We start from the raw sequence: 23,751 nt of genomic DNA, 5'->3' as shown, positions 1-23,751 counted from the left end.
CTGAAATATTTCAGACGGCCTTTAAAGTCAGCAATCAAACATTATTTGCTGCGACTGAATACCATTTTGGTGGCTTGCCAGGCGACACAGAACGCACCGCCGATAAACACCAAGTCAGCAGCTGTACGAACCCAGCGCAAGGTATCCAAGAGCTCCATTTGCAGGAATTCTTCGCTACGGGCATACCACAAACCCTGTGATACAGAAGCCCAAGCTTGGATGGCGCCAATCGGCAACAGGCTGATGACAATCATGCCGACCAAACCGCCGTTGAGCAACCAGAATCCCCAAGACATCAATTTGTCGTCGAATTGCACTTCAGGTTTGATGTAACGGGCTACCAGTAATACGAAGCCCAGTGCCAAGAAGCCATATACGCCGAACAAAGCCGCGTGTGCGTGAACTGCAGTAGTGTTCAGACCTTGGATGTAGAACAATGAAATCGGCGGGTTAATCAGGAAGCCGAACACACCGGCACCGATCATGTTCCAGAATGCCACGGCAACGAAACACATCAGCGGCCAACGCAGGCGTTTTGCCCATTCGGTAGTGTTTTGGTAAGACCAATGTTCATAAGCTTCACGACCCAGTAATACTAAAGGTACTACTTCCAATGCAGAGAAACATGCGCCGATGGCCATAGAGGCAGAAGTCGAACCGGTAAAGTACAAGTGGTGCAGGGTACCTGGGATACCACCCATCATGAAGATGGCGGCAGCGGCCAGAGTAGAGGCAGTGGCTGTGCTGCGGCGTACGAAGCCCATGTTGTAGAAAATGAACGAAAATGCGGCAGTGGCAAATACTTCAAAGAAGCCTTCTACCCACAAGTGAACCACCCACCAGCGCCAGTATTCCATCACGGCGATCGGAGATTTTTCACCGTAGAACAAGCCCGGTGCGTAGAACACACCCACACCAACCATAGATGCTACGAAAATCGCCAGCAAGTTTTTGTCGGTGCCTTTTTCGCGGAAGGCATTTACGGTACAACGCAACATCAGGAACAGCCACAACAGCAAGCCGACCATCAGCAAGAGCTGCCAGAAACGGCCTAAATCTAAGTATTCATAGCCTTGGTGGCCGAACCAGAAGTTCAATTCAGGCGGCATGATGTGTGACAAGGCGAAGAAGTTACCGGCGTATGAACCGACTACCACGATAAACAGGGCGATATACAGGAAGTTAACGCCTGCTACTTGGAATTTAGGGTCTTTACCACCGTTGACGATTGGTGCCAAGAACAAACCGGCAGTCAGGAAGCCTGTGGCAATCCAGAAAATTGCCGATTGGATGTGCCAAGTACGGGTCAGCGAGTAAGGCAGCCAGTCGGAAATTTCAATACCCAACGCTTTATCAATGCCATAGAAACCTTGACCTTCAACGGTATAGTGCGCAGTCAAACCGCCTAATAACACTTGTGCACAGAACAATGCAACAGTCAGGAATACATATTTACCCAAGGCTTTTTGAGAAGGGGTCAGCGCAATTTTCGCTACCGGATCTTCAGTCGGGATTTCCACTTCTTCATGTTTGGTCAGGAACGAGTACCCCCACATCAGCAAGCCGATACCCAACAGCAACAGAACGATACTGGTGAACGACCACATATAGTTTTCAGTAGTCGGCACATTGTTGACCAAAGGCTCGTGCGGCCAGTTGTTGGTATAGGTAAAGACTTCGCCGGGACGGTTGGTCGAAGAAGACCATGCAGTCCAGAAGAAGAAGTTAAACAATTTTTCACGCGCTTCTTCACTTGGCAATGTGTTGTTTTTCATTGCAAAGTGTTCACGGGTAGTTTGCAGGGCAGGATCGTCGCCGTAAACGCCATGGTAGTAAGGCAGAATGGTTTCGATGGCTTTTGCACGCGTATCGCTGATGACTACCGAACCGTCTTCTTTTATTGCGCTTTGAACACGGTATTCATCTTGAACACGGGTTTTCAACACAGCTTGCTCTTCAGCGGTCAATTCATCGAATTTTTTGCCGTAATCGGCTTGGGCAGTCAAGTCTAACCATGCTACAAGCTCACGGTGCAGCCAGTCAGCAGTCCAGTCAGGCGCTTGGTATGCACCATGACCCAATACAGAACCGACTTCCATACCGCCGGTGGTTTGCCAAGCGGATTGGCCGGCGAGAATGTCATCTTTGGTCATCAACACTTTGCCGGAACTGGTAACGACTTGTTCAGGGTAAGGAGGTGCTTTTTTATAGATCTCGCTACCCATATAACCAAGAATGGTGAAACAGACTGTCAGCACTGCAATCAGCAGTAGCCAAAGTTTCTTGTACTGTCCCATTTTAGTACTCCTTGTTTTGGTAAATGGTAAATGGCTTATTTAATTCATAAAATATGAATGTTAAAGATTGTAGCATGATTTGTATTTTAGTAAAACGTTTTCTATGCTTATTTATCATTAAAATCTTGATATAAGTTAAATATAAAGTGTTTTAGGTAGTTTTTCAGGAAATGTCTAGGAAGAAACTATCGAAAATTAGGTCTTAATATTCATGGCTTAAGTGCAAAAAAGTAGCAACTGAACATGAAATTTTGATTAAAAAAATACATATTTTATGAATTAATTGATTTAAGTCAAGATACGTAAATTCATAAAGCTACATAATGAGCTCAAACAACAAGCCAATTAACATTTCTTCAAAAAAAGGAAATCACTATGAAACGCCAAGCCTTAGCTGCAATTATTGCTTCTGTATTCGCTTTGGCTGCTTGCGGTCAGCAAGCAGCGGAAAAACCGGCCGAACAACCGGCTGCCACTGCTGAAGCTTCTGCACCTGCCGCTTCAACTGCTGAGCAATCTGCTGCTGCCGAAACTCCTGCTGGTGAACTGCCGGTAATTGATGCAATCGTGACTCATGCACCTGAAGTACCACCTGCAATCGATCGCGATCATCCTGCTAAAGTCCGTGTGAAAATGGAAACCGTAGAAAAAACCATGAAAATGGCTGACGGTGTGGATTACCGCTACTGGACATTCAACGGCGACGTTCCTGGTCAAATGATTCGTGTGCGCGAAGGCGATACGGTAGAAGTGGAATTTTCCAACCATCCTTCTTCTACTGTACCGCATAACGTCGACTTCCACGCAGCAACTGGCCAAGGTGGCGGTGCTGAAGCGACCTTTACCGCACCCGGCCGCACTTCAACCTTTAGCTTCAAAGCATTGCAAGCCGGTCTGTACATTTACCACTGTGCGGTTGCCCCTGTGGGCATGCACATCGCCAACGGTATGTATGGTTTGATTTTGGTTGAGCCTAAAGAAGGTTTGCCAAAAGTAGATAAAGAGTTCTACATTGTTCAAGGTGACTTCTACACCAAAGGCAAATATGGCGCCCAAGGTCTGCAAGCCTTCGATATGGACAAAGCAGTTAAAGAACAACCTGAATACGTGGTATTCAATGGTCACGTTGGCGCGATTGCCGGTGACAATGCATTGAAAGCCAAAGCTGGTGAAACCGTGCGTATGTACGTAGGTAACGGCGGTCCTAACTTGGTGTCTTCATTCCACGTAATCGGCGAAATCTTCGACAAAGTATATGTTGAAGGCGGTAAGCTGATTAACGAAAACGTACAAAGCACCATCGTTCCTGCCGGTGGTTCCGCAATCGTAGAATTTAAAGTGGATATCCGGGAAGCTACACTTTGGTTGACCACTCTATCTTCCGTGCATTCAACAAAGGTGCGTTGGGCCAATTGAAAGTAGAGGGTGAAGAAAACCCGGAAATAATGACCAAAAAAATGAGTGATACTGAGTACAAACCTGCTGATGCATCTGTAGCCGCTACAGCTTCTGCTCCAGCGGCCGAAGCTTCTGCATCGAAAAATGCTTACTAATATACTGAAAGCAGTAAAGTAATAAAAAAAGCCACTGTTATCTTGGCTCAAACTAGGATAACGGTGGTTTATTACATAAAAATATAACAATACAGCGTGTTAACGCAAAAGGAATACCATGAATACCATCATGAAATGCCGAACCATCGCAGCCTTATTGACATCCGTATTCGTATTGGCAGCCTGTTCCGGTTCTGAACCTGCTGCCGAAAAGCTGGCAGAAACCTCGCCTGTAGCCGAAATCCCTGAATCTGCTGAAGCCGATCCTGCCGGGCAGTCTGCCGCTGAAGCACCGGCATCCGTCGGAGTCCCTGCGCCCGCTGCTGAACCAGCATTGGCCGCCGAAGCCGAACCTGCGCCTGCCACCGCAGCCGAATTGTCGCAAGACGAGCAGATCAAGTTGGGTAAGGCTGTTTATGATTCCAATTGTATGGCATGTCACGGTGCCGAAGGTAAGGGCGTAGAAGGTACATTCCCACCATTGGAAAAATCGGATTACTTTGCCAAAGACAATACCAAATTGGTTCATGCTGTTACCAAAGGCGTGAACGGTGCGATTAAAGTGAACGGCAAAGACTACAACGGCGTGATGCCTGCCGTGCCTTTGAGCGATCAAGACATTGCCAATGTGGTGACCTATGTTTTGAATAGCTTCGGTAATAACGGCGGTCAAGTATCTGCTGCCGAAGTCGCTGAAATCAAAAATAAATAAACTCAGTTTCAGGCCGTCTGAAATTTTTTCAGACGGCCTGTCACACCTTAGGTTTATTTTTCAGGCGGTCTGATTACAAATATACCGTCTGAAAAATAAATTTGCGTCATAATCATAAGGGCACACATCATGAAAACCATTTCACTATTTGTTATGAACTTATTGATCTGTGGCAACGCAATGGTGGTTGAAATGGCCACCATTGAAGCGGGCAGCTATCGTCCGCTGTATCTGAAAAAAGATACTCCGATGATTCATGTCAAATCATTCAAAATCGACAAATATCCGGTTACCAATGCCGAATTTGCCGAATTTGTGAAAAAGCATCCGCAATGGCAAAAAGGCAGGGCCAATAAAAAACAAGTTGAGCCGACTTATTTGAAACATTGGAACCAAACCGGCAGCAATACCTACGCACCTAAACCCAATGAAATGAAACATCCTGTAACCAATGTATCATGGTTTGCCGCTAATGCCTACTGTACCGCACAAGGCAAACGCCTGCCGACCATCGATGAATGGGAATTGGCGGGCTTGGCATCGGCCACCCAGAAAAACGGCTCCAGCGAAGAAAGCTACAACCGCACTATCTTAGATTGGTATGCCGATGGCGGTCGCAACGGCTTGCGTAATGTCGGTATGGGGAAACCCAATTATTATGGCTTGCACGATATGCACGGCCTGATTTGGGAATGGACGGAAGATTTCAACAGCAGTCTGTTGAATTCCGGTTCGGCAGACAGCTCCATGTTCTGTAGCGGAGCCTCTTTGGGCTCGACCGATCCGACCAACTATGCCGCATTCTTGCGCTTCGGTATCCGCACCAGCCTGCAATCCAAATACGGTTTGCATAATTTAGGTTTCCGCTGCGCCGCGTCAGCGAAATAAAGGTTTTTTGGCGTTTTATATCACCAAAGCAGCTTGGGCGATGTCGTAAGGCATCGCCACTTTTTTGTCGCTAAAGCAGCAAAGTTGCAATTAGAACGTGCAACATTATCCGAAATATGGCATAATTCAGCCATCTTTGAAAAAGATATCAGGAGTTTGCATCAGTTTCGGCTTGGCAAACTTGTCCGAACCTTAAAGGTTCTTTTATTTTTGGAGTATTCCATCATGGCATTGACCGTAGAACAAAAAGCGCAAATCGTTAAAGATTTCCAACGTAAAGAAGGCGATACCGGCTCTTCTGAAGTACAAGTTGCATTGTTGACTTTCCGCATCAACGACTTGACTCCTCATTTCAAAGCCAACCCTAAAGACCACCACAGCCGTCGCGGTTTGTTGAAAATGGTGAGCGCGCGTCGTCGCCTGTTGACTTACTTGCGTCGTACCAAACCTGAAACTTACCGTAACGTAATTACTCGTTTGGGTCTGCGTAAATAATCTTTATGCATTTGAAAACACCGCTTTTAAAGCGGTGTTTTTTTATTATGGAGGCCGTCTGAAACTTGTGTTTCTTTTCAGACGGCCTTATAGTGAAGCCATATCAATCAAGGAGTGTAAGATGAAAGTGTACGATTTCGTGGTGAAAGACACCCAAGGTCAGGAAGTGAGTTTGAGTGATTACAAAGGCAAAGTATTGTTGATTGTGAATACTGCCACCCGTTGCGGTTTGACACCGCAATATGAAGAATTGCAGCAGCTCTATGCGCAATATGCCGAACAAGGCTTGGAAATTTTAGATTTTCCATGCAACCAATTCCGCGAACAGGCGCCGGAAAGCAGCAGCGAAATTGCCCAAGTTTGCCAAATGAAGTTCGGCACGAAATTTAAGATTTTCGATAAGATTGATGTCAATGGCGAAAATGCCGCGCCTTTATATGTCTATCTCAAATCTGAAAAAACGGAAGACAAGGGCAATCATGTATTCAAAGATTTACTGCTGAAGCTGGCTTCGATCGGTGAGAAGCGTGAAGGCAGCGACATTAAATGGAATTTCACAAAATTTTTGGTAAACCGCAATGGTGAAGTTGTGGCACGGTTTGCTCCGAGCGTGAAGCCGTCTGAAATCGAACAAGATATCCGCGCTTTGCTGTAGTTGATTCATACAGTATAAAGGCCGTCTGAAAACCATTTGATTATTTTCATGGTTTTCAGACGGCCTTTTATGATGGCAACCAATTAAGCGGCGGTGATTTTACCGCGATGAGTCAATAACGTAATCAAATCGCAGAGGCGTTGTTTCATGTCGCGGCGGTCAACGATTTGGTCAATCGCACCTTTTTCCAGCAAGAATTCAGCGCGTTGGAAGCCCTCCGGTAAGGTTTCACGCACGGTTTGTTCAATCACGCGTGGGCCGGCAAAGCCGATTAAGGCGTTCGGCTCGGCCAAAACCACATCGCCCAAGAAGGCAAAACTGGCCGATACGCCGCCCATGGTCGGGTCGGTCAATACGGAAATAAACGGTAGGCTTTTTCAGTCAGCAAATGAAGTGCGGCGCTGGTTTTGGTCATTTGCATCAATGAGTTGACGCCTTCCTGCATACGCGCGCCGCCCGAAGCGGACACACAGATAAATGGGCAATTGTCAGCCACGGCGCGGCGCACGCCTTGGACAAAGCGTTCACCACAACCGACCCCATCGAGCCGCCGATAAAGCGGAATTCAAAGGTGGCAATCACCACCGGCAAGCCGTTCATGGTGCCTTTCATAACCACCATGGCATCGTCTTCGCCGGTTTGTTTTTTCGCGGCGCTCAGGCGGTCAGGGTATTTTTGCTGTCTTTAAATTTCAGCGCATCGGTTGGTTTGACATGTGCGCCGATTTCTTCACGGCCGTTTTCATCCAACAGCAGGTTTAAGCGTTCGCGGGCAGACAAAGGATTGTGGTAGTTGCACTTGGTGCAGACCATATCGTTTTGTTTCAGCTCAGAAGAGTAAATAGTTGCGGAGCAAGAAGGGCATTTGTGCCACAAGCCTTCCGGCACGGTAGAAGATGCACTTTCGGCACCGTCGCGTTTAATCTTGGGTGGCAGGATTTTATCTAACCAACTCATGGATGACTCCTAAGGAATGTTTCAGACGGCCTTGTCATATTCAGGCAGATTGTCCGGCTTAACGGATGGCGTCTTTCAGTTCTTTCACCAACAGGCCGACCGCTTCCGCTTCGAGGCCTGTGTTGTCTTCGATTTCTTTGACGATGCGGCTGCCGACAATGACGGCATCGGCAACGGCACCGATTTTGCGGGCGCTCTCGCATTGTTGATACCAAAGCCGACGCCAATAGGGATATCGATATATTTACGCAAAAGCTCTATTTTACGCGAAACTTCATCAGTATCCAAGCTGGCCGCACCGGTGACGCCTTTTAAGGAAACGTAATACACGAAGCCGCCGGCCAACTTGGCGATGGTTTGAATGCGTGCTTCGGTGGTGGTTGGGGCAACCAGGAAAATGCAGTCGATGTCGCGTGATTCCAGCGCTTTTTGCAGCGGATTGATGGTTTCAACCGGCGAGTCCACGGTTAACACGCCATCCACACCGGCTTCGGCGGCCGCTTGGGCAAAGGTTTCATAGCCCATTTTGTGAACCGGGTTGAGATAACCCATCAAGACCACCGGCGTGCGGCTGTTTTGTTCACGGAAACGGCGCACCACGTTCAATACATCTTTCAGCGAAACATGGTTTTTCAAAGCGCGTTCGGCGGCGCGTTGAATGGTTGGGCCATCGGCCATCGGGTCGGAGAAAGGCACGCCCAATTCTAAAATATCGGCGCCGTTTTCCACCAAGCTGTGCATCAGCGCAAGCGTGGTATCTGTATCGGGGTCGCCGGCGGTAATATAGGGAATCAGGGCTTTGGCACCGTTTAAATCGGCAAAGGTTTGCTGGATTCTGCTCATCTTGTTCTCGTGTTCAAGCTCAGGCGCCCAAACGCAGCGCCTGAATGCAAATCAATAACCGCCTAAGTATAACATTGCCGCCTTGTAAATAGACAGGCCGTCTGAAAAAATTATTCATTTTCAGACGGCCTGTTTGGGATGGGGCAGATTAATCGGGTTTGTGTTCGATAAAATCTTTGTTTTTACTGCGCGGATCAACGCGGGTGACGGTGGTGTATTCGGCATCGATGATGTCGTCGTCTCTTGGCTGGGTTGATTGTTGGGTAAACGGATTTTGTGCGCGGTTGGGATCGAAAGTGGCGGTATGCACGCTCATATCGGCAATCGGTTTGCCCTTAATCGGCAGCAACAAAATCAGTGCAACAAGCATAGACGCAAAGCCCGGGCTCATCAGCAGCAAACCGGCCAATGCAAAACGAATCGGCCACAAAAGCTGATACATGGAAATGTCTTTGCCGCTGCGCATGGTCGCTCCTGCCAATAATACGCCGACATACCGGTGCGGCGTAACATGAAAACGCCGAGTGCAAAGTTGGCAATCATCAGCAAAAATGTCAGGCCGCCGCCGAGCCAATCGGCAACCCAAACAATCGACATGATTTCTAAAAAGATCAGTACCAAAAAGCCGATACCTAAAAATTGCATGGTTGTTCCTTATGGATTGTAGCGTTAGTTTGAGATATTAACATAAAGGTGTTTGCGCTGCCTTTCAAGGTAGCAAAATGTGAAAACGAGTAAGCTTATGTAGCAGTAAAAGTAAGTAAACAGAATGTTAAAAACTCAGCTTTAGGCAGGCATGATTGCGTTTAAATTTTTTGTGTTTGCCTAGGTTTTTGAAATGGCTTGTTTTATGAAAAGGCCGTCTGAACGGTATTTCAGACGGCCTACAAATATTTTGGGCAAACATGCCGGTAAACGTCATGCCGGCATTATCCGCTAATCCCCACATGGCGGATAAACGGCAGATTTGGTATCCTTATGCCTTATGAACACACAAATTATCATCTCAACCCACTGCAAAACGATTTTGTTTACCGGCATGATGGCGCTGCTTACCGCCTGCGCTTCCAATCAAACCAAACCGGTGCCGGAAGGCTATTACCGCGTTCAAGCCGGCGATACCTTATACCGCATCGCCAAACGTTACGGCCAAAACGTGCAAACTTTGGCCGCTTGGAACAATTTGCCTAATTCTTCCAAGATTGAAGTCGGGCAAGTTTTGCGTGTGCGCCGTAATGCCGCCGCTAATCCTTCAGCTTCACGTTCGGTTATGCCGGTCAACCGCCTGCAGTTGCAATGGCCGGCGGATAACGGCAGCAACAGCATTATCCAGCGTTATAACGGCGTCACCAACAAAGGCATCGATATTTCAGGTTATCGCGGCCAAACCGTGAAAGCCGCTGCGGCCGGTCAGGTGATTTACGTCGGTGAAGGTGTGCGCGGCTATGGCAAATTGATTTTAATCAGCCACAACACTTCAACCATCACCGCCTATGCGCATAACGACAATATTTTGGTGCAAAAAGACCAAAACGTGAGTGCGGGTCAGCCTATCGGCAATATGGGCAGCACCGACAGCGGTCAGGTAAAGCTGCATTTTGAAGTGCGGATTAACGGTAAAGCTGTTGACCCGATGACGCATTTGCCACGATAAGCTTTAAAAAAAATCCAAAAAGCCGTCTGAAAACTAAGTTTTCAGACGGCTTTTTGGATGGGTATAGTCGTTTGAAATAAAACTAATCAGCGCCAGCTCCCTTATGTACGGATATGTATCGATATATACCGAGTGTACATAGCGGCCGCTGTCGCCTTGTCTTATTTCTATTTTAAACGACTGTATTTGAGTGCAGATCAAGTTTTTGGCAAGGTCACGCCGGTTTGGCCCATGTATTTGCCGTTGCGGTCCTTGTAAGATGTTTCGCATACTTCGTCACTCTCAAAGAACAACACTTGCGCCACGCCTTCGCCGGCATAGATTTTGGCCGGAAGCGGGGTGGTGTTGGAAAATTCCAGCGTGACATAGCCTTCCCATTCCGGCTCAAACGGGGTCACGTTGACAATAATGCCGCAACGGGCGTAAGTCGATTTGCCCAAGCACACGGTCAACACATTGCGCGGAATGCGGAAATATTCCACCGTACGCGCTAGGGCGAATGAGTTTGGCGGAATGATGCAGCAATCGTCTTCGACGGTGACGAAGTTTTTCGGGTCGAAATTTTTCGGGTCGACGATGGTGCTGTTGATGTTGGTGAAAATTTTGAATTCGTTGGCGCAGCGGATGTCGTAGCCGTAGCTCGATGTTCCGTAGGAAATAATGCGCTGGCCGTTGATTTCCTTGATTTGGTTCGGCTCAAACGGCTCAATCATGCCGTGTTCTTCGCTCATGCGGCGAATCCATTTGTCTGATTTAATGCTCATGCTGATTCCTTGTAAGCGGTATAGTTTTCAGACGGCCTTGTTGATGAGGCCGTCCGGACACTATTTTTTCTTAGGCCGATTGGCGAGTTTGACATCTTTCATCACACCTTTGTCAAACGTGATGACAAACAGCGGTTCATTGTTTTGCGTCACTTGGAACCTCCCTTCGGCAAAGCCTTGTTTGAATCGGCCGGTCAAAACCATTTTATTCAGGCGGGTACTGTTGACGGAAAACGGTTCTAAAAATAAATGCTTGCTGACATTGACGGTATAAATACCTCTGCCGTCGAAGCGGCCGTTTTTGAACCGGCCTTGATAGCTGCGGCCGTCTTGGCAGGCCCATGTGCCTTTGCCGTGCGGCGTGTTGGCTTTGTCCACCTCGCCTTCATAACGGCAGCCCTTGATTTGGTAAGGGTCGATGACTGCCGCACGCACCGGTTGCCACAATGCCAAGCCCAAAGGCAAAAACGCTAAATATTTCAACATAAACCACTCCTTAATGGTTTCAGACGGCCTGTTTATCAGGCCGTCTGAAATTATTCTTGCCAGCCGCCTAAATAAGAAACCAATTCTTCCAGCATGGTGCTGAGCGCTTCGGTCATCAGAATTTGCGAAGCAAAAGTCAGGCTGGCGGCATCATCGCCGTTGTTTTCCGCTTCTTCCTGCAACACATCCAAATACTGAATGCGCTTGAGCGTGAAATCCTGCGTCAGGATAAACGCAATCTGCTCGCGCCACACCAAGCCCAACTGGGTTACGGTTTTACCGTTTTTCACGTGCTGCACCACTTCATCCGCAGTCAAATCCTGCTTGGATATTTTTACCGTCGGTACCACATCGCCCACGCCTTTGAGTTCGCAATCGCTGTCCAACTCGAAACCGCCTTCGCAATGCCCGTCGAGCAGCCAAGAAGTCATCAGCGAAGAAGGCGATTGCTTGGTATCCGGCAGGCCCGCTTCCAAGCCGCCCAAGGCTTCGCGCAATTTGGTCAACAGGTTTTCCGCTTTGGCAGAAGAAGCATTGTTCACCAGCAAGTAACCATGCCGCGTATCCAATACCGCCTGCGTGCGGCTGGAACGGGTAAACGCGCGCGGCAGCAGGTCATCGGTGATGATGTCTTTCAATTCCTGCTTTTCCTTGCGGCCGACATTGCGGCCTTCGTTGTTTTGGATTTCCAAAACCTTGCCGTCCAAAATATCGCGGATCACACCCGCAGGCAAGACTTTCTCTTCTTTTTTCAAAGCCACGCGCCAAGTGTAATCGGCCGGAAAAACCAGTTCCGGCGAGAAAGAAACCGGTGCGGCAAAGCCCTCGCTGAACCAATCCAAACCTTGGCAATGGGTAAATTCCGTTTCGCCCAGCTTAGCCGCCAAAGCCTCCAATTCAGGCAGTTTTTCCTTGTTAACAGGGTAAAAACTGATTTGCTTAAACCACATCTGATTTTCCTTTCCTTAAAACGCTCTCATTATACAGATTTTAGCCGAAAAAATGGATAAAGGCCGTCTGAAAAACATGGCCTGATGAAAATAATCGTGCGGTTATGTTGACAGTATAAAACGGCTTCGGTATAGTTTCGCCTTCGGTTACGCGCCCATCGTCTAGAGGCCTAGGACACTGCCCTTTCACGGCGGCAACCGGGGTTCGAATCCCCGTGGGCGTGCCAGATTTCGATTAAAGCCCTGCTGTAAAGCCCTGCTGGTTTCAGCAGGGCTTTGGTTTTTGTTTGGTTAAGCCCAGGATTTTCAGGCAGCCTTTCCGTTTCACACCGTTTTCAGGCTGCTGAAAATACTTCGGATTTGGTTTACAATACCACTATTCATATTTTTAGTTATTGAGAGAGATTCATGTTAGACATCCAACTTTTGCGTAATGGCACCCATGCGGTGGCGGCCCGTTTGGCGGCGCGTGGTTATGAATTTGACACGGCGCGTTTTCAGGCTTTGGAAGAGCAGCGTAAGGCGGTACAGGTTAAGGCTGAGGAATTGCAGGCGGCGCGCAACAGTATTTCCAAGCAAATCGGTGCGCTCAAAGGTCAGGGCAAACATGATGAAGCTCAGGCGGCCATGGATCAGGTGGCGCAAATTAAGGTGGATTTGGAACAGGCGGCCAAGGATTTGGAGGCAGTGCAGCAGGAATTGGACGCTTGGTTGCTGACCATCCCGAATCTGCCGCATGAGAGTGTGCCTGCGGGTAAAGACGAAACTGAAAACGTAGAAGTGCGTAAAGTAGGCACGCCACGCGAATTTGATTTTGAGATTAAAGACCATGTTGATTTGGGCGAACCGCTCGGCTTGGATTTTGAAGGCGGCGCGCGTTTGTCGGGTGCGCGTTTTACCGTGATGAAAGCCCAAATCGCGCGTTTGCACCGTGCATTGGCGCAATTTATGTTGGACACGCACACGCTGCAACACGGCTACACCGAGCATTACACGCCGTATATCGTTGATGACGTAACCTTGCAGGGCACGGGTCAGTTGCCGAAATTTGCCGAAGATTTGTTCCATGTGACCCGTGGCGGCGATGAGGGCAAGAAAACGCAATACCTGATTCCGACGGCGGAAGTGACGCTCACGAATACCGTGGCCGACAGCATCGTGGCTGAAAGCGAATTGCCGCTGAAGCTGACCGCGCATTCGCCGTGTTTCCGTTCGGAAGCGGGTGCGTATGGCAAAGACGTGCGTGGTTTGATTCGCCAGCACCAGTTTGACAAAGTGGAAATGGTGCAAATCGTGCGCCCGGAAGATTCTTACCAAGCTTTGGAAGAGATGGTCGGCCATGCGGAGAATATCTTGAAGGCTTTAGAACTGCCTTACCGCGTGATTACCTTGTGCACCGGCGACATGGGCTTTGGTGCGACCAAAACGTATGATTTGGAAGTGTGGGTGCCGGCGCAAAATACCTACCGCGAGATTTCCAGCTGCTCCAACTGCGAAGATTTCCAAGCGCGCCGTATGAAAGCGCGTTTCAAAGACGAAAACGGCAAAAACCGCTTGGTGCATACGTTAAACGGTTCAGGTTTGGCAGTTGGCCGCACTTTGGTTGCTGTTTTGGAAAACCATCAAAACGCCGACGGCAGCATCAACATTCCTGCCGCCTTGAAGCCGTATATGGGCGGTGTGGCTAAGTTGGAAGTGAAAAAAATAAAGGCCGAAACCTTTGCAAAACCTCAAGAACTACCAATAAAACCCTAAATGCCGCCATTCCCGCGCAGGCGGGAATCTATCTTGGAATTTAAGAAACCTATTTTATTCAATAGCTTGTCATGTTTAAAAATGGATTCCCGCCTGCGCGGGAATGACGGCGATTATGTTCTGGTATTCAGATGGGTTTTGCAAAAGTCTCTGTTTATCAGAAAATGCCATTTGCTTCTGATTTTACCTTAAGCGATTTTGCAATAATAATAAGGCCGTCTGAAATATTATATTTCAGACGGCCTTATTTATATTTTACCGCATTAAATCAAATTATTTCTTCGCTTCGTCAGCAAAATATTTGGCTTTGATTTGATCGTATTCGCCGCTCTCGCGTACTTTTTTCAGCGCGTCGTTCAGCATTTGAACAGTCGCTTCGTCGCCTTTTCGGGTAGCAATGCCGTAGTTTTCAACAGTGAAATCAGGCAGGGTAACAAAATCCATGCCTTTGGTCGGATTGTTTTTCACATAGTTGGCAATGACAGCGCTGTCACTCACCACAGCATCCAAGCCGCCGTTTTCCAATTCTTTGACTACCAACGGTACGGTTTCAAAGCGGGCGATTTTCGGGCTGTCGTTACCTAAGATTTTAGATACTGAGAAATCGCCAGTTTGGCCGGTTACCACGCCGACTTTGTTCAGGTTTTTCAAGTCTTCAGGATTGGAGATGGTTTTACCTTGCGGCACCAACACCACTTGGGTAATTTCAAAATATGAATCAGTAAAGTCCATCGATTGTTTACGCTCATCGGTGATGGTTACGCCCGAAATCACGATGTCCACATCGCCATTTTTCAACGCCGGGAACAAGCTTTCCCAAGGCTGGTGTTTGTATTCGATTTTGAAGTTGCCGGCTTTGGCCATGACATTCATCAAGTCAACGTCGAAGCCTTCGACTTTACCGTTGGCATCGCGTGATTCGAATGGCGCGAATTCGGCATTCATGGCCACGCGGTATACTTTATTTGGATCGGCAGCAGCAGGTGCAGCGCCGGTGGTGTCTTTGCTTTGGCCGCCGCATGCGACCAAGGTCAGTGCCGAGCAGGCAATGGCTGCGGCCATCCATTTTTTCATGTTCATGGTGAGTTTCCTCTGTGTGGTGAATCGGAATTAAATAAAATAAAGCGCGATTTTAGCATAAGTCTATCATGACAGGGCAATGCGGAGCATAAACTTTTTGCCGTTTATCCGCTTGAATCAGCGCTCTTTTTCTCGGAAAAAGGCATAAGTCACATCGTGGAACAAATCTGTGTGCGGGCTGTCTTGGTAGCTGAGTTCGGCCAAGGCATCTTCAAAGGCCAGTTGGATGGATTCGACCACGTCTTGAGCGGTGTCGCCGGGCAGGGCGCGAATCAAGCCTTTGAGTGCGGTTGCCAATACGTGATTCTGCATACGCAAAACTTCGTTTGACTCTTCCAAAAATTCTAATCGTTGCTCAATGCCGCTCATGTCTATTCCTTAGGAATCTGATAGAATGTCGCATTATAGCAAATCAAGCGGTTTGATTGCGAAACGGAAATTGCAACGAGATAAAAATGGATACCAAAAAGCCAAATCCCTCATCACAAACGGAAAACGATTTCAACTGGGAGCGCCGGTTGGAACAATTGCGCCAAACCCGTCAGATTAACGCGCCTTACACCCACGCACCCTTGATTCGCGAATCGAAAGATGCGTGCCAAAATGTTGCCGCCAAAGCCGACAAACCTTATGAACTCGACCAAAAATCGCGCGATAAGGTATTGCGGGAATACATGCGCAAATGGCAGGAAGAGCACAATGCCGAAGTAGCGCAGCATGAAGACATCGAAACTGACGATATGGTGCTACTGCAGGAAAACTGGTTGAGCGCACAAAACGCGTTGCAAATGCGTGCTTCCGAGAAACACATCGAATCGACCCGCACCGTGTGGCTGAATCCGAAACGCCAAACCGTTGAATTTCCCGAGCCGCAAACCGAAAGCGAAGACATCATGCCGTCTGAAAATATGAATAAAACCGAGCATTCAGACGGCTTTGATGATGTGCCCGAACAAAAAGTAGTGGTGAACATCAATGTATTGAACCCGCAAGCCATCGGCCGCCGAGAAGTGTTTTGCATCTCCGAACAAGAATTGGCCGAGCGCCTGATCAAGCGCATGCGTCCGCACGTTACCGATGCGGTCAACGGCATGATTCGCGTGGCGCTGCAAAAACAAATGGCTTTGCTCTCTTATAATTTGCAGCAAACCTTAAACGAACAAGCGCCGGCTTTGGTGGAGGATTTGCTCGATCACAATGTGAAAAAAGTGCTGGCCGATTTGAAATACGAAATGAAATACAAGCGTGAGAAGTAAGCCGAATGAATAAATGGATTTGGATTGTCGTTGCCGCTGCGGCGTTTTTCGGCTATCAGAAATGGCAGGATACGTCGCAAGAGCCGAAGCAGGGGCAAACGCAGTCAGGGCCGTCTGCACAAGATCAAACACGTTCCGGCAGTGCAACGGGCAGCACCAATGCCGAAGCCGTGTTGCAGCGCGCATTTGAACAACGACGCAACAACCTGCAAATTGAAGGCGAGGGCGTGGTAAAAAAACCTTGCCTGATGACAACAAAGGTTCGAGTCATCAACGCTTTATTTTGAAATTATCCGGCGGCCAAACCTTATTGGTGGCACACAATATCGATTTGGCGGATAAAATCAAAGGCTTGAAAAAAGGCGATACCGTCCGCTTCTATGGCGTGTATGAATGGTCGGAACAAGGCGGCGTGATTCATTGGACGCACCATGACCCCAACGGTCGGCATATTGACGGCTGGTTGAAACACAACGGCAAGATTTACCAATGATTGTTTAAGGCCGTCTGAAATTATATTGCTTTCAGACGGCCTGAGTTATTCAAAAATAGAACGGATAATCTTAGTTTTAGCTTAATAATGACTATCTTATTTTGCATGGTTTTTGTTCTTGAAACCCAATGAAAATAGGCGCAAAATATTAATACATTACATGAAGGCCGATACAGCAGACGCAACGCTGCTTTTTTTATTTCCGTTTTCAGACGGCCTTGGACATTCAGGATTCAACCATGATGAAAAAGCTTCACCCGCAAACCTTGGCCATCCGCGCCGGCAAAGAGCAAACCGCTTACAACGAACACAACCAAGCATTGTTTTTAACCAGTAGTTTTATGTGGGAAAGTGCGGCGCACGCGGCGGATTTGTTTTCCAAAAAGGTAAAAGGATTCACCTACACCCGTACTGCCAACCCGACCACTGCTGCTTTTGAAAAACGCGTGGCGGCTTTGGAAGGCGCTGAGCGCGCAGTGGCGACATCGAGCGGTATGTCGGCGATTCAGGCGGCATTTTTAACTTTTTTGAGTGCGGGCGACCATGTGATTTGCAGCCGCGGTTTGTTCGGTACGACCGTCGGTTTTATCGATACCGTGGTGCAGCGCTTCGGTATCGAGGTAAGCTATGTGTCGACCGTTGATGTGGCCGAATGGCGTGCAGCAGTAAAGGGTAACACCAAGCTGTTTTTTTTGGAAACACCGTCTAACCCTTTGAGTGAAGTCGCTGATTTGCCGGCCTTGGCGGCGTTGGCACACGAAAACGAAGCTTTACTGGTGGTGGATAACAGTTTGATGTCGCCATTCGGCCAACAACCTTTGCAATGCGGTGCTGACATTTCCGTGCAATCCGCAACCAAAGCGATTGACGGCCACGGCCGCGTGGCAGGCGGTGTGTTGTCCGGTTCGGAAGCCTTGATGAATCAGGTGGCGGTATATGCCAACTCTTGCGGTTTGGCGATTTCGCCGTTTAATTCGTTTGAATTGTTGAGCGGTATTGAAACGCTTTCCATCCGCATGGAAAAACAATTCGACAATGCGTTGAAGGTGGCGCAATGGCTGCAACAGCAACCACAGGTGAATGCGGTATATTACGCCGGTTTGCCCGACCATCCGCAGCGCGAACTGGTTGAGCGCCAGCAAAACGGCGGCGGCATTGTGGTCGGTTTCGAACTGGCCGGCCAAGATGCGGCTTGGAAGGTGATTGACAGTGTGAATGTATTTTCACGTACGGCCAACTTAGGTGATGTACGCTCGACCATTACCCATCCGTGGACAACCACCCACGCGCGTATGTCGCCGGAAGACAAGCTTGCCGCCGGTATCCGCCAAGGCTTGGTGCGTTTGTCGGTCGGCCTCGAATATATTGATGATTTGATTGATGATTTGAATCAGGCTTTACGTGCTTGACGTGCGGATTATTCTGTTTCAGACGGCCTTTTGTAAGCAACGGCGCCGTCTGAAAAATTGGTGAGAATCATAAGGAGTGGTTATGGATGAGGCGGTATTTTCCGCATGGGCATTGAAAATTTGCCTGACAGTATTGGTGATTTTTCTTGGTTTTATTGTGTGGAATTTAGGCAAAGAGTCAAAAGCCGGAAAATTCGGCATGATCATGCTGTTTTTAGTGTTGGGCTTGGGTGTGTTTGGCTTTTTGTTCAAAGAATTATTGATCAGTTTTTTGGTGCTGCCAAAGTAATGGCAGCGGGTAGTATGAGTTAAAGTTTTTTTGATTGTTTAAACCGTTTTTTAAAAATAATGACAATCCTTAAATCATTTAAATGTTAAATTTGCCAATGGTAATAAATTGAGTTAATGAAAGGAATCATTCATATGAAAACCGTTAATTCAGCCTATACTGCTACTGCCGTATTGGTGGCAACGTTGGCTTTGGGCGGTTGTGCCATTCCGGTTTATGAAGGAGTGGCTGTTCAGCCAGTTCCGGTTGTTATCGGTGTGCATGATGTTGATCGCAGTTTGGTAAAAAATAACGGTAAAGTGCATGTTTGTAGTATGACTCCGTTTACTCAAACTTATCGAAGCGAACATAGTAGTTTGGGGCGTGCCAAATTGGAGGTGCGCAAACAGTGTTTGACCCGACATCATGAAATGTTCTGCAAACCCCGTGATATTAGTTGTGAAACATATGACTAAATCAAATAAAACAATATGATTATTATGAAACAGGCCGTCTGAATTTTCAGATGGCCTGTTGTTTGGAAGCCTCGTATTTTTCAAAATTTAAATCCAAGTGAGCGGATGGAGGTCATTGGGAAATGATGCGACGTAAGTGACCGCTATGAGTTAGACAAATGCCGTAATAACGGCCAAACCATATTGGATTATTTCGGTTTTCAAAAGTCATCCCGAGGTGTTGGGCATCATAATACAAACCAAAATCACTGGCTTCGCTTTAGGTGTTTCTGATAGGGGGGTTAAGATTTTAGTGCCGCAGCTTCTTTTGCCAAGCGGGTGATGCTATCCCAGTCCTTATTTTGCACTGCTTCTTTTGGAGTCAGCCATGAGCCGCCGACACACAATACATTCGGCAAGGCCAAGTATTCAGGTGCGCTTTCCAAAGTGATGCCGCCGGTCGGGCAGAAGCGGATATCCGGATAAGGTCCGTAAAGTGCTTTGAGCATCGCTTGGCCGCCAACCACTTCGGCGGGGAACAGCTTCAAGGTATCGATGCCGTGTTCCAAGGCCAATTGCACTTCGCCCGGTGTCGCCACGCCCGGAATCAGCGGAATGCTGCTTTGGTGGCTGGCTTTAGCCAAGGTTTCATGCAATCCCGGGCTGATGGCGAAGAGTGCACCGGCATCTTCCACGGCTTTGAGTTGCTCGGGTTGGTTACCGTGCCTGCGCCGACGATGGCGTTAGGCACTTCTTTGGCGATCAGGCGGATGGCATCCACGCCGACCGGTGTGCGCAAAGTAATTTCCAGCGTGGGAATGCCGCCTTCAACCAAGGCGTGTGCCAAGTCAACAGCCGTAGATAAATCGTCAATCGCCATCACAGGGATAACCGCACCTGCACTTAAGATTTCGCGTGGGGTGAGTGTTGCAGACATGTTTGTTCCTTGAAAATAAGTTCGCTTCGTTAATAGGTTTCAGACGGCGTTGAAGATTCATCAGCAGGCCGTCTGAAAAAGATTCAGGCAAATTCGCCGCCGAAACTCATGGCGCCGGTTTCTGCCGAGCTGGTCATGCTGCGGAAGTTGGCAAACAATTCTCGCCCGCAACCTTGCTGGTTGGCGCTCAAATCGATTTGCTCGACTTCGCGTGCTGCCCATTCGGCTTCGCTGGTTAAGACGTTCAGTTCGCCGGTAACTGAATCAAAACGGATTAAATCGCCGGTGCGGATTTTGCCGATGCCGCCGCCCATCAAAGCTTCCGGTGTCATGTGAATGGCAGCCGGAACTTTGCCCGATGCGCCCGACATACGGCCGTCGGTCAGCAGGGCAACGCTGAAACCGCGGTCTTGCAAAATACCCAAAGGCGGGGTGAGTTTGTGCAATTCCGGCATACCGTTGGCGCGCGGACCTTGATAACGAACCACGCACACGAAGTCGCGTTCAAGTTCGCCGCGGTCGAAGGCTTCCAATACTTCGCGCTGGTCGTTGAACACGATGGCCGGTGCTTCGATGATGCGGCAGCCTTCGCGGATAGCAGATACTTTAATCACGCCGCGGCCGATGTTGCCTTGCATCAGACGCAAACCACCATCGGGTGAGAATGGGTTATTGATTTTGCGCAAAATGTCGTCGTTGCCGCTTTCGGTCAGGGCTTCGCGCCATTCCAGTTTGCCATCAATCAAGAACGGCTCTTGGGTGTAGTGGCGCATGCCGCGGCCGACTACGGTGTCGACATCGTCATGCAGCAAACCGGCATCCAGCAATTCGCGAATCACAAACGGCAAACCGCCGGCTGCGGCAAAGTGGTTGACGTCGGCCTTGCCGTTCGGGTAAATACGAATCAGCAATGGAATAATTGAAGAGATTTCGTCAAAGTCATCCCAATTCAGGATTACACCGGCTGCGCGCGCCATAGCGACTAAATGCATGGTGTGATTGGTCGAGCCGCCGGTGGCCATCAGGCCGATCAGGGCGTTGATGAATGATTTTTCCGTCAGCATTTCACCCAATGGCATGGCGGTGCCGTTGCGGATGCTTTGTGCCAAATGGGCAGCGGCGTAGCGGGTGAGGGCTTCGCGCAAATCAGTATAAGGATGCACAAATGCAGCTGCCGGTAAATGCATGCCCATCATTTCCATCATCATTTGGTTGGAATTGGCCGTACCGTAGAAGGTGCAGGTGCCGGGGCTGTGGTAAGACCCCATTTCGCTTTCGAGCAAGGCATCGCGGCCGACTTTACCTTCGGCAAATAATTGGCGTGTCCGCGCTTTGTCTTTATTGCTGATACCGCTGGCCATGGGACCCGCCGGTAAAAACACCGCCGGAACGTGACCGAACGACAAGGCGCCAATCATCAGACCCGGTACGATTTTGTCGCATACGCCCATATACAGGCCGCCGTCGAACATTTGATGCGACATGCCTACTGCCGTACTCATCGCAATCACGTCGCGTGAGAACAAAGATAATTCCATACCGGCATAACCTTGGGTGATGCCGTCACACATGGCCGGTGTGCCGCCGGCAACTTGTGCGGTGGCGCCGTGTTTCTGTACTTCGTCCTTAATCCAGTCAGGGAAATCTTTAAATGGCTGGTGCGCCGACACCATGTCGTTGTAAGAGGTAATGATGCCTAAGTTCGGCACTGTTTCCTGGAGCATTTCGATTTTGATGCTTTTGGGCATAGAAGCATAGCCGTGGGCAAGATTACTGCAACCCAATTGATTGCGCTCCAGACGGCCTTGTTGTTTAGCGGCGCGGATTTTGGCTAAGTATTTGGCGCGAGTTGTCTGGCTGCGGTCGATGATGCGCCGGGTAATTTCCGCGAGTTTGGGATGGATAGGAGTGTGGCTCATGTATGGCTCCTTTTTGGTCGATCGATGCGACTCGGTTTTGTGTGGGCGGCTTGTTGAGGCCGTCTGAAGGAAGTTTGAAGCAAATAAATATGGTCAACATTATAATACAAATATTGTAATTTTGTTACAGTTGGTCTGACTTATCTGCATGAAATTTGATGCAAGTCTTAGTTTGGTCTGATTGTAAGAAACTGTAATCGTGAATGTGTTAAAAACTTAAACTAAGTCAAATAAATTCTGAAAATGAAGATAGACAAAACCTGTAGCGATGTGTAGTATTACTACTAATTTACTGGTTTCGTTGGATTTTCAACAGGCAATATGCATTTAAATTTTCCGATATGCTTACAATGTATCTGATTTTATGCGGATTTGTCACGTTAAGGTTTGTGGGTTTATAAAAAATATTTCTTAAAAATGGCATTTAAGCCTCCTCTTGATGAAAGATGAAACAATGAGTACTCAAACAAATTTTGATTTGGTGTTGTTCGGTGCAACAGGCGACTTGGCCATGCGCAAATTGCTTCCGTGCCTTTATCAGGCACATGTGGCCGGATTGCTGAATCCGCAAGGCCGCATCTTGGGCGTCAGCCGCAGCGAAATGGATACTGAAAGCTTCTTGGCTAAGGTGGAAACCAATTCAAAAATTCATGTGAAACAAAATTTTTCGGATGAGCAATGGGCATCTTTTATCAAACGCATCGAGTATCTCACCGTTGACGTAACCCGTTCTGAAGACTTTGCTGCGCTGGGTGAAAAGTCAAATCCCGCACTGAAACCGAAAGTGTGGTGGTTTATCTTTCGACTGCGCCAAAATTCTTCGCCCAAGCCTGTGAAAATCTGGCGGCAGTGGGCTTGAATGCCGATAATGTGCGCGTGGTATTGGAAAAACCGTTGGGTACCGATTTAGCCTCATCACAACAAATCAATAATGATGTCGGCAGCTTCTTTAAAGAAGAACAAATTTACCGTATTGACCATTATCTGGGCAAAGAAAGCCTTCAAAATGTGTTGGCCTTGCGCTTTGCCAATGTGATGTTCGAGCCGATGTGGAACAATAAATATATTAAAAGTGTGCAACTCACTATCGCCGAGCAGTTAGGTGTGGAAGAGCGCGGCGAGTTTTACGACATCACCGGCGCCTTACGCGATATGGTGCAAAACCACTTGATGCAGATGTTGTGCATGACCGCCATGGAACCGCCTAAAAGCTTGGATGCCGATGATGTACGCGATGAAAAAGTAAAAGTAATTAAATCACTGAAACCATTGACGATTGAATCGGTAAATGAAAACGTCGTTCGTGGTCAATACACTGAAGCACGCGACATGAAAGGCTATCTGCAGGAATTGAATATCCCGGCTGAGAGCTTCACTGAAACTTATGTCGCCATTAAAGCCGAGATTGACAATGAGCGTTGGCAGGGCGTGCCGTTTTATCTGCGTACCGGCAAACGCATGGCCGATAAAGTAGCGGAAATCGTGTTGAATTTCCGTGATCTAGACAGCCACATTTTCCCGGGCAGCCAACCTTTTGCCAACCGCTTGGTGATTGAGTTGCAGCCGTTTGATTCCGTTCGTTTGTGTGTGCAAGTGAAAACACCGGGCACGGGCAATAATGTAGAAGTCACACCGATGACCATCGATTTGGACAAACAATTGACAGGCCGGCGTCCGGAAGCTTACGAACGTTTGCTGCTGGATGTGATTAACGGTAATCTGGCCTTATTTAACCGTCGTGACGAATTGGAAGCCGCGTGGGAATATGTGATGCCGATTTTGGATAACTGGGCGAAAAATACCCAAGCGCCACACGGCTATGCTGCCCATTCATGGGGCCGGAAACAGCGCGTGAATTATTGGCGCGTGACGGCAATAAATGGCACGAAGAGCAGTAGTATCGTTTAGGCAGCCTTCAAATAAATA

17 protein-coding genes, 1 tRNA gene and 7 pseudogenes are annotated in these 23,751 nt (G+C 48.3%); 14 read left to right on the top strand and 11 right to left on the bottom strand.

All coding sequences use genetic code 11. From position 1 onward, the window contains the following. Positions 1-41: 41 nt before the first annotated feature. Positions 42-2,297, bottom strand: coding sequence for a nitric-oxide reductase large subunit (locus CGZ65_RS09695; RefSeq protein WP_096295664.1), 2,256 nt, complete (start codon positions 2,295-2,297; stop codon positions 42-44). A gap of 375 nt (positions 2,298-2,672) precedes the next feature. Between CGZ65_RS09695 and nirK the strand changes: the two are divergent. The 5 genes and pseudogenes from nirK (at position 2,673) to CGZ65_RS09670 (ending at position 6,600) form a co-directional block, all read left to right on the top strand. Continuing rightward, positions 2,673-3,850: pseudogene (nirK, locus tag CGZ65_RS09690) on the top strand (copper-containing nitrite reductase). Between the two features lie 118 nt (positions 3,851-3,968). Next, entirely contained in the window at positions 3,969-4,562 is a 594-nt protein-coding gene (locus CGZ65_RS09685) for a c-type cytochrome (RefSeq protein WP_096295663.1), read from the top strand. A gap of 129 nt (positions 4,563-4,691) precedes the next feature. Then, entirely contained in the window at positions 4,692-5,450 is a 759-nt protein-coding gene (locus tag CGZ65_RS09680; RefSeq protein WP_096295662.1) for a formylglycine-generating enzyme family protein, read from the top strand. A gap of 225 nt (positions 5,451-5,675) precedes the next feature. Then, entirely contained in the window at positions 5,676-5,945 is a 270-nt protein-coding gene (gene rpsO / locus CGZ65_RS09675; RefSeq protein ID WP_095503573.1) for a 30S ribosomal protein S15, read from the top strand. Between the two features lie 121 nt (positions 5,946-6,066). Then, positions 6,067-6,600, top strand: a complete 534-nt coding sequence (locus CGZ65_RS09670) for a glutathione peroxidase (protein ID WP_096295661.1) — start codon at positions 6,067-6,069, stop codon at positions 6,598-6,600. Positions 6,601-6,683: 83 nt separating this feature from the next. Here CGZ65_RS09670 and accD read toward each other — a convergent pair. From accD to CGZ65_RS09655, 3 pseudogenes are all read right to left on the bottom strand, one after another. Beyond that, positions 6,684-7,556, bottom strand: a pseudogene (gene accD, locus CGZ65_RS09665) (acetyl-CoA carboxylase, carboxyltransferase subunit beta). A 58-nt stretch (positions 7,557-7,614) separates the two neighbouring features. Next, positions 7,615-8,399, bottom strand: a pseudogene (trpA, locus tag CGZ65_RS09660) (tryptophan synthase subunit alpha). Between the two features lie 148 nt (positions 8,400-8,547). Next, positions 8,548-9,044, bottom strand: a pseudogene (locus tag CGZ65_RS09655) (FxsA family protein). Between the two features lie 340 nt (positions 9,045-9,384). Between CGZ65_RS09655 and CGZ65_RS09650 the strand changes: the two are divergent. Then, positions 9,385-10,053 carry a murein hydrolase activator EnvC family protein gene (locus CGZ65_RS09650; RefSeq protein ID WP_096295660.1) on the top strand — a complete coding sequence of 223 codons (669 nt, stop codon included), beginning with the start codon at positions 9,385-9,387 and terminating at the stop codon, positions 10,051-10,053. Between the two features lie 197 nt (positions 10,054-10,250). On the opposite strand, the gene dcd is transcribed toward CGZ65_RS09650, so the two are convergent. Genes dcd through CGZ65_RS09635 form a run of 3 tightly spaced genes read right to left on the bottom strand, consistent with a single transcriptional unit; the run spans position 10,251 to position 12,253 of the window. Continuing rightward, positions 10,251-10,817: a dCTP deaminase gene (gene dcd, locus CGZ65_RS09645; RefSeq protein WP_095502485.1), complete on the bottom strand. Its 567-nt coding sequence runs from the start codon at positions 10,815-10,817 to the stop codon at positions 10,251-10,253. A 60-nt stretch (positions 10,818-10,877) separates the two neighbouring features. Next, complete coding sequence (locus CGZ65_RS09640) at positions 10,878-11,303, bottom strand: hypothetical protein (protein WP_096295659.1); 426 nt, start codon at positions 11,301-11,303, stop codon at positions 10,878-10,880. 50 nt (positions 11,304-11,353) lie between these two features. Further along, a complete protein-coding gene (locus tag CGZ65_RS09635) occupies positions 11,354-12,253 on the bottom strand; it encodes a recombination-associated protein RdgC (protein ID WP_096295658.1) in 900 nt (299 codons plus the stop codon). A 151-nt stretch (positions 12,254-12,404) separates the two neighbouring features. Between CGZ65_RS09635 and CGZ65_RS09630 the strand changes: the two genes are divergently transcribed. After that, positions 12,405-12,480: transfer RNA gene (locus CGZ65_RS09630), tRNA-Glu, on the top strand. Between the two features lie 181 nt (positions 12,481-12,661). Continuing rightward, a complete protein-coding gene (gene serS / locus CGZ65_RS09625) occupies positions 12,662-14,008 on the top strand; it encodes a serine--tRNA ligase (RefSeq protein WP_096295657.1) in 1,347 nt (448 codons plus the stop codon). Positions 14,009-14,281: 273 nt separating this feature from the next. On the opposite strand, the gene CGZ65_RS09620 is transcribed toward serS, so the two are convergent. Together CGZ65_RS09620 and CGZ65_RS09615 are read right to left on the bottom strand one after the other, a co-directional pair. Continuing rightward, complete coding sequence (locus tag CGZ65_RS09620; RefSeq protein ID WP_096295656.1) at positions 14,282-15,088, bottom strand: basic amino acid ABC transporter substrate-binding protein; 807 nt, start codon at positions 15,086-15,088, stop codon at positions 14,282-14,284. A 117-nt stretch (positions 15,089-15,205) separates the two neighbouring features. Next, positions 15,206-15,457 (bottom strand): NGO1151 family protein, encoded by a 252-nt coding sequence (locus CGZ65_RS09615; protein WP_096295655.1) that lies wholly within the window; start codon positions 15,455-15,457, stop codon positions 15,206-15,208. An 86-nt stretch (positions 15,458-15,543) separates the two neighbouring features. Between CGZ65_RS09615 and CGZ65_RS09610 the strand changes: the two genes are divergently transcribed. From CGZ65_RS09610 to CGZ65_RS09590, 5 genes and pseudogenes are all read left to right on the top strand, one after another. Beyond that, entirely contained in the window at positions 15,544-16,344 is an 801-nt protein-coding gene (locus CGZ65_RS09610; protein WP_096295654.1) for a hypothetical protein, read from the top strand. Positions 16,345-16,349: 5 nt separating this feature from the next. Next, positions 16,350-16,837: pseudogene (locus tag CGZ65_RS09605) on the top strand (DUF3465 domain-containing protein). A 239-nt stretch (positions 16,838-17,076) separates the two neighbouring features. Then, a complete protein-coding gene (metZ, locus tag CGZ65_RS09600; protein WP_096295653.1) occupies positions 17,077-18,246 on the top strand; it encodes an O-succinylhomoserine sulfhydrylase in 1,170 nt (389 codons plus the stop codon). An 82-nt stretch (positions 18,247-18,328) separates the two neighbouring features. After that, entirely contained in the window at positions 18,329-18,535 is a 207-nt protein-coding gene (locus tag CGZ65_RS09595; protein ID WP_095502476.1) for a DUF2788 domain-containing protein, read from the top strand. Between the two features lie 134 nt (positions 18,536-18,669). Further along, positions 18,670-18,990, top strand: a complete 321-nt coding sequence (locus CGZ65_RS09590) for a hypothetical protein (RefSeq protein WP_198345273.1) — start codon at positions 18,670-18,672, stop codon at positions 18,988-18,990. Between the two features lie 281 nt (positions 18,991-19,271). On the opposite strand, the pseudogene CGZ65_RS09585 reads toward CGZ65_RS09590, so the two are convergent. Both CGZ65_RS09585 and edd read right to left on the bottom strand, forming a co-directional pair. Beyond that, positions 19,272-19,906, bottom strand: a pseudogene (locus CGZ65_RS09585) (bifunctional 4-hydroxy-2-oxoglutarate aldolase/2-dehydro-3-deoxy-phosphogluconate aldolase). Between the two features lie 83 nt (positions 19,907-19,989). Further along, positions 19,990-21,825, bottom strand: a complete 1,836-nt coding sequence (edd, locus tag CGZ65_RS09580; RefSeq protein ID WP_096295652.1) for a phosphogluconate dehydratase — start codon at positions 21,823-21,825, stop codon at positions 19,990-19,992. Between the two features lie 454 nt (positions 21,826-22,279). Here edd and zwf point away from each other — a divergent pair. Further along, positions 22,280-23,723: pseudogene (gene zwf / locus CGZ65_RS09575) on the top strand (glucose-6-phosphate dehydrogenase). The last annotated feature ends 28 nt before the right edge of the window (positions 23,724-23,751 follow it).

Origin of the sequence: Neisseria weixii (genome assembly GCF_002327085.1) — a bacterium.
GTDB lineage: Bacteria > Pseudomonadota > Gammaproteobacteria > Burkholderiales > Neisseriaceae > Neisseria > Neisseria weixii.
This window is presented reverse-complemented; position numbering and strand designations above follow the sequence as displayed.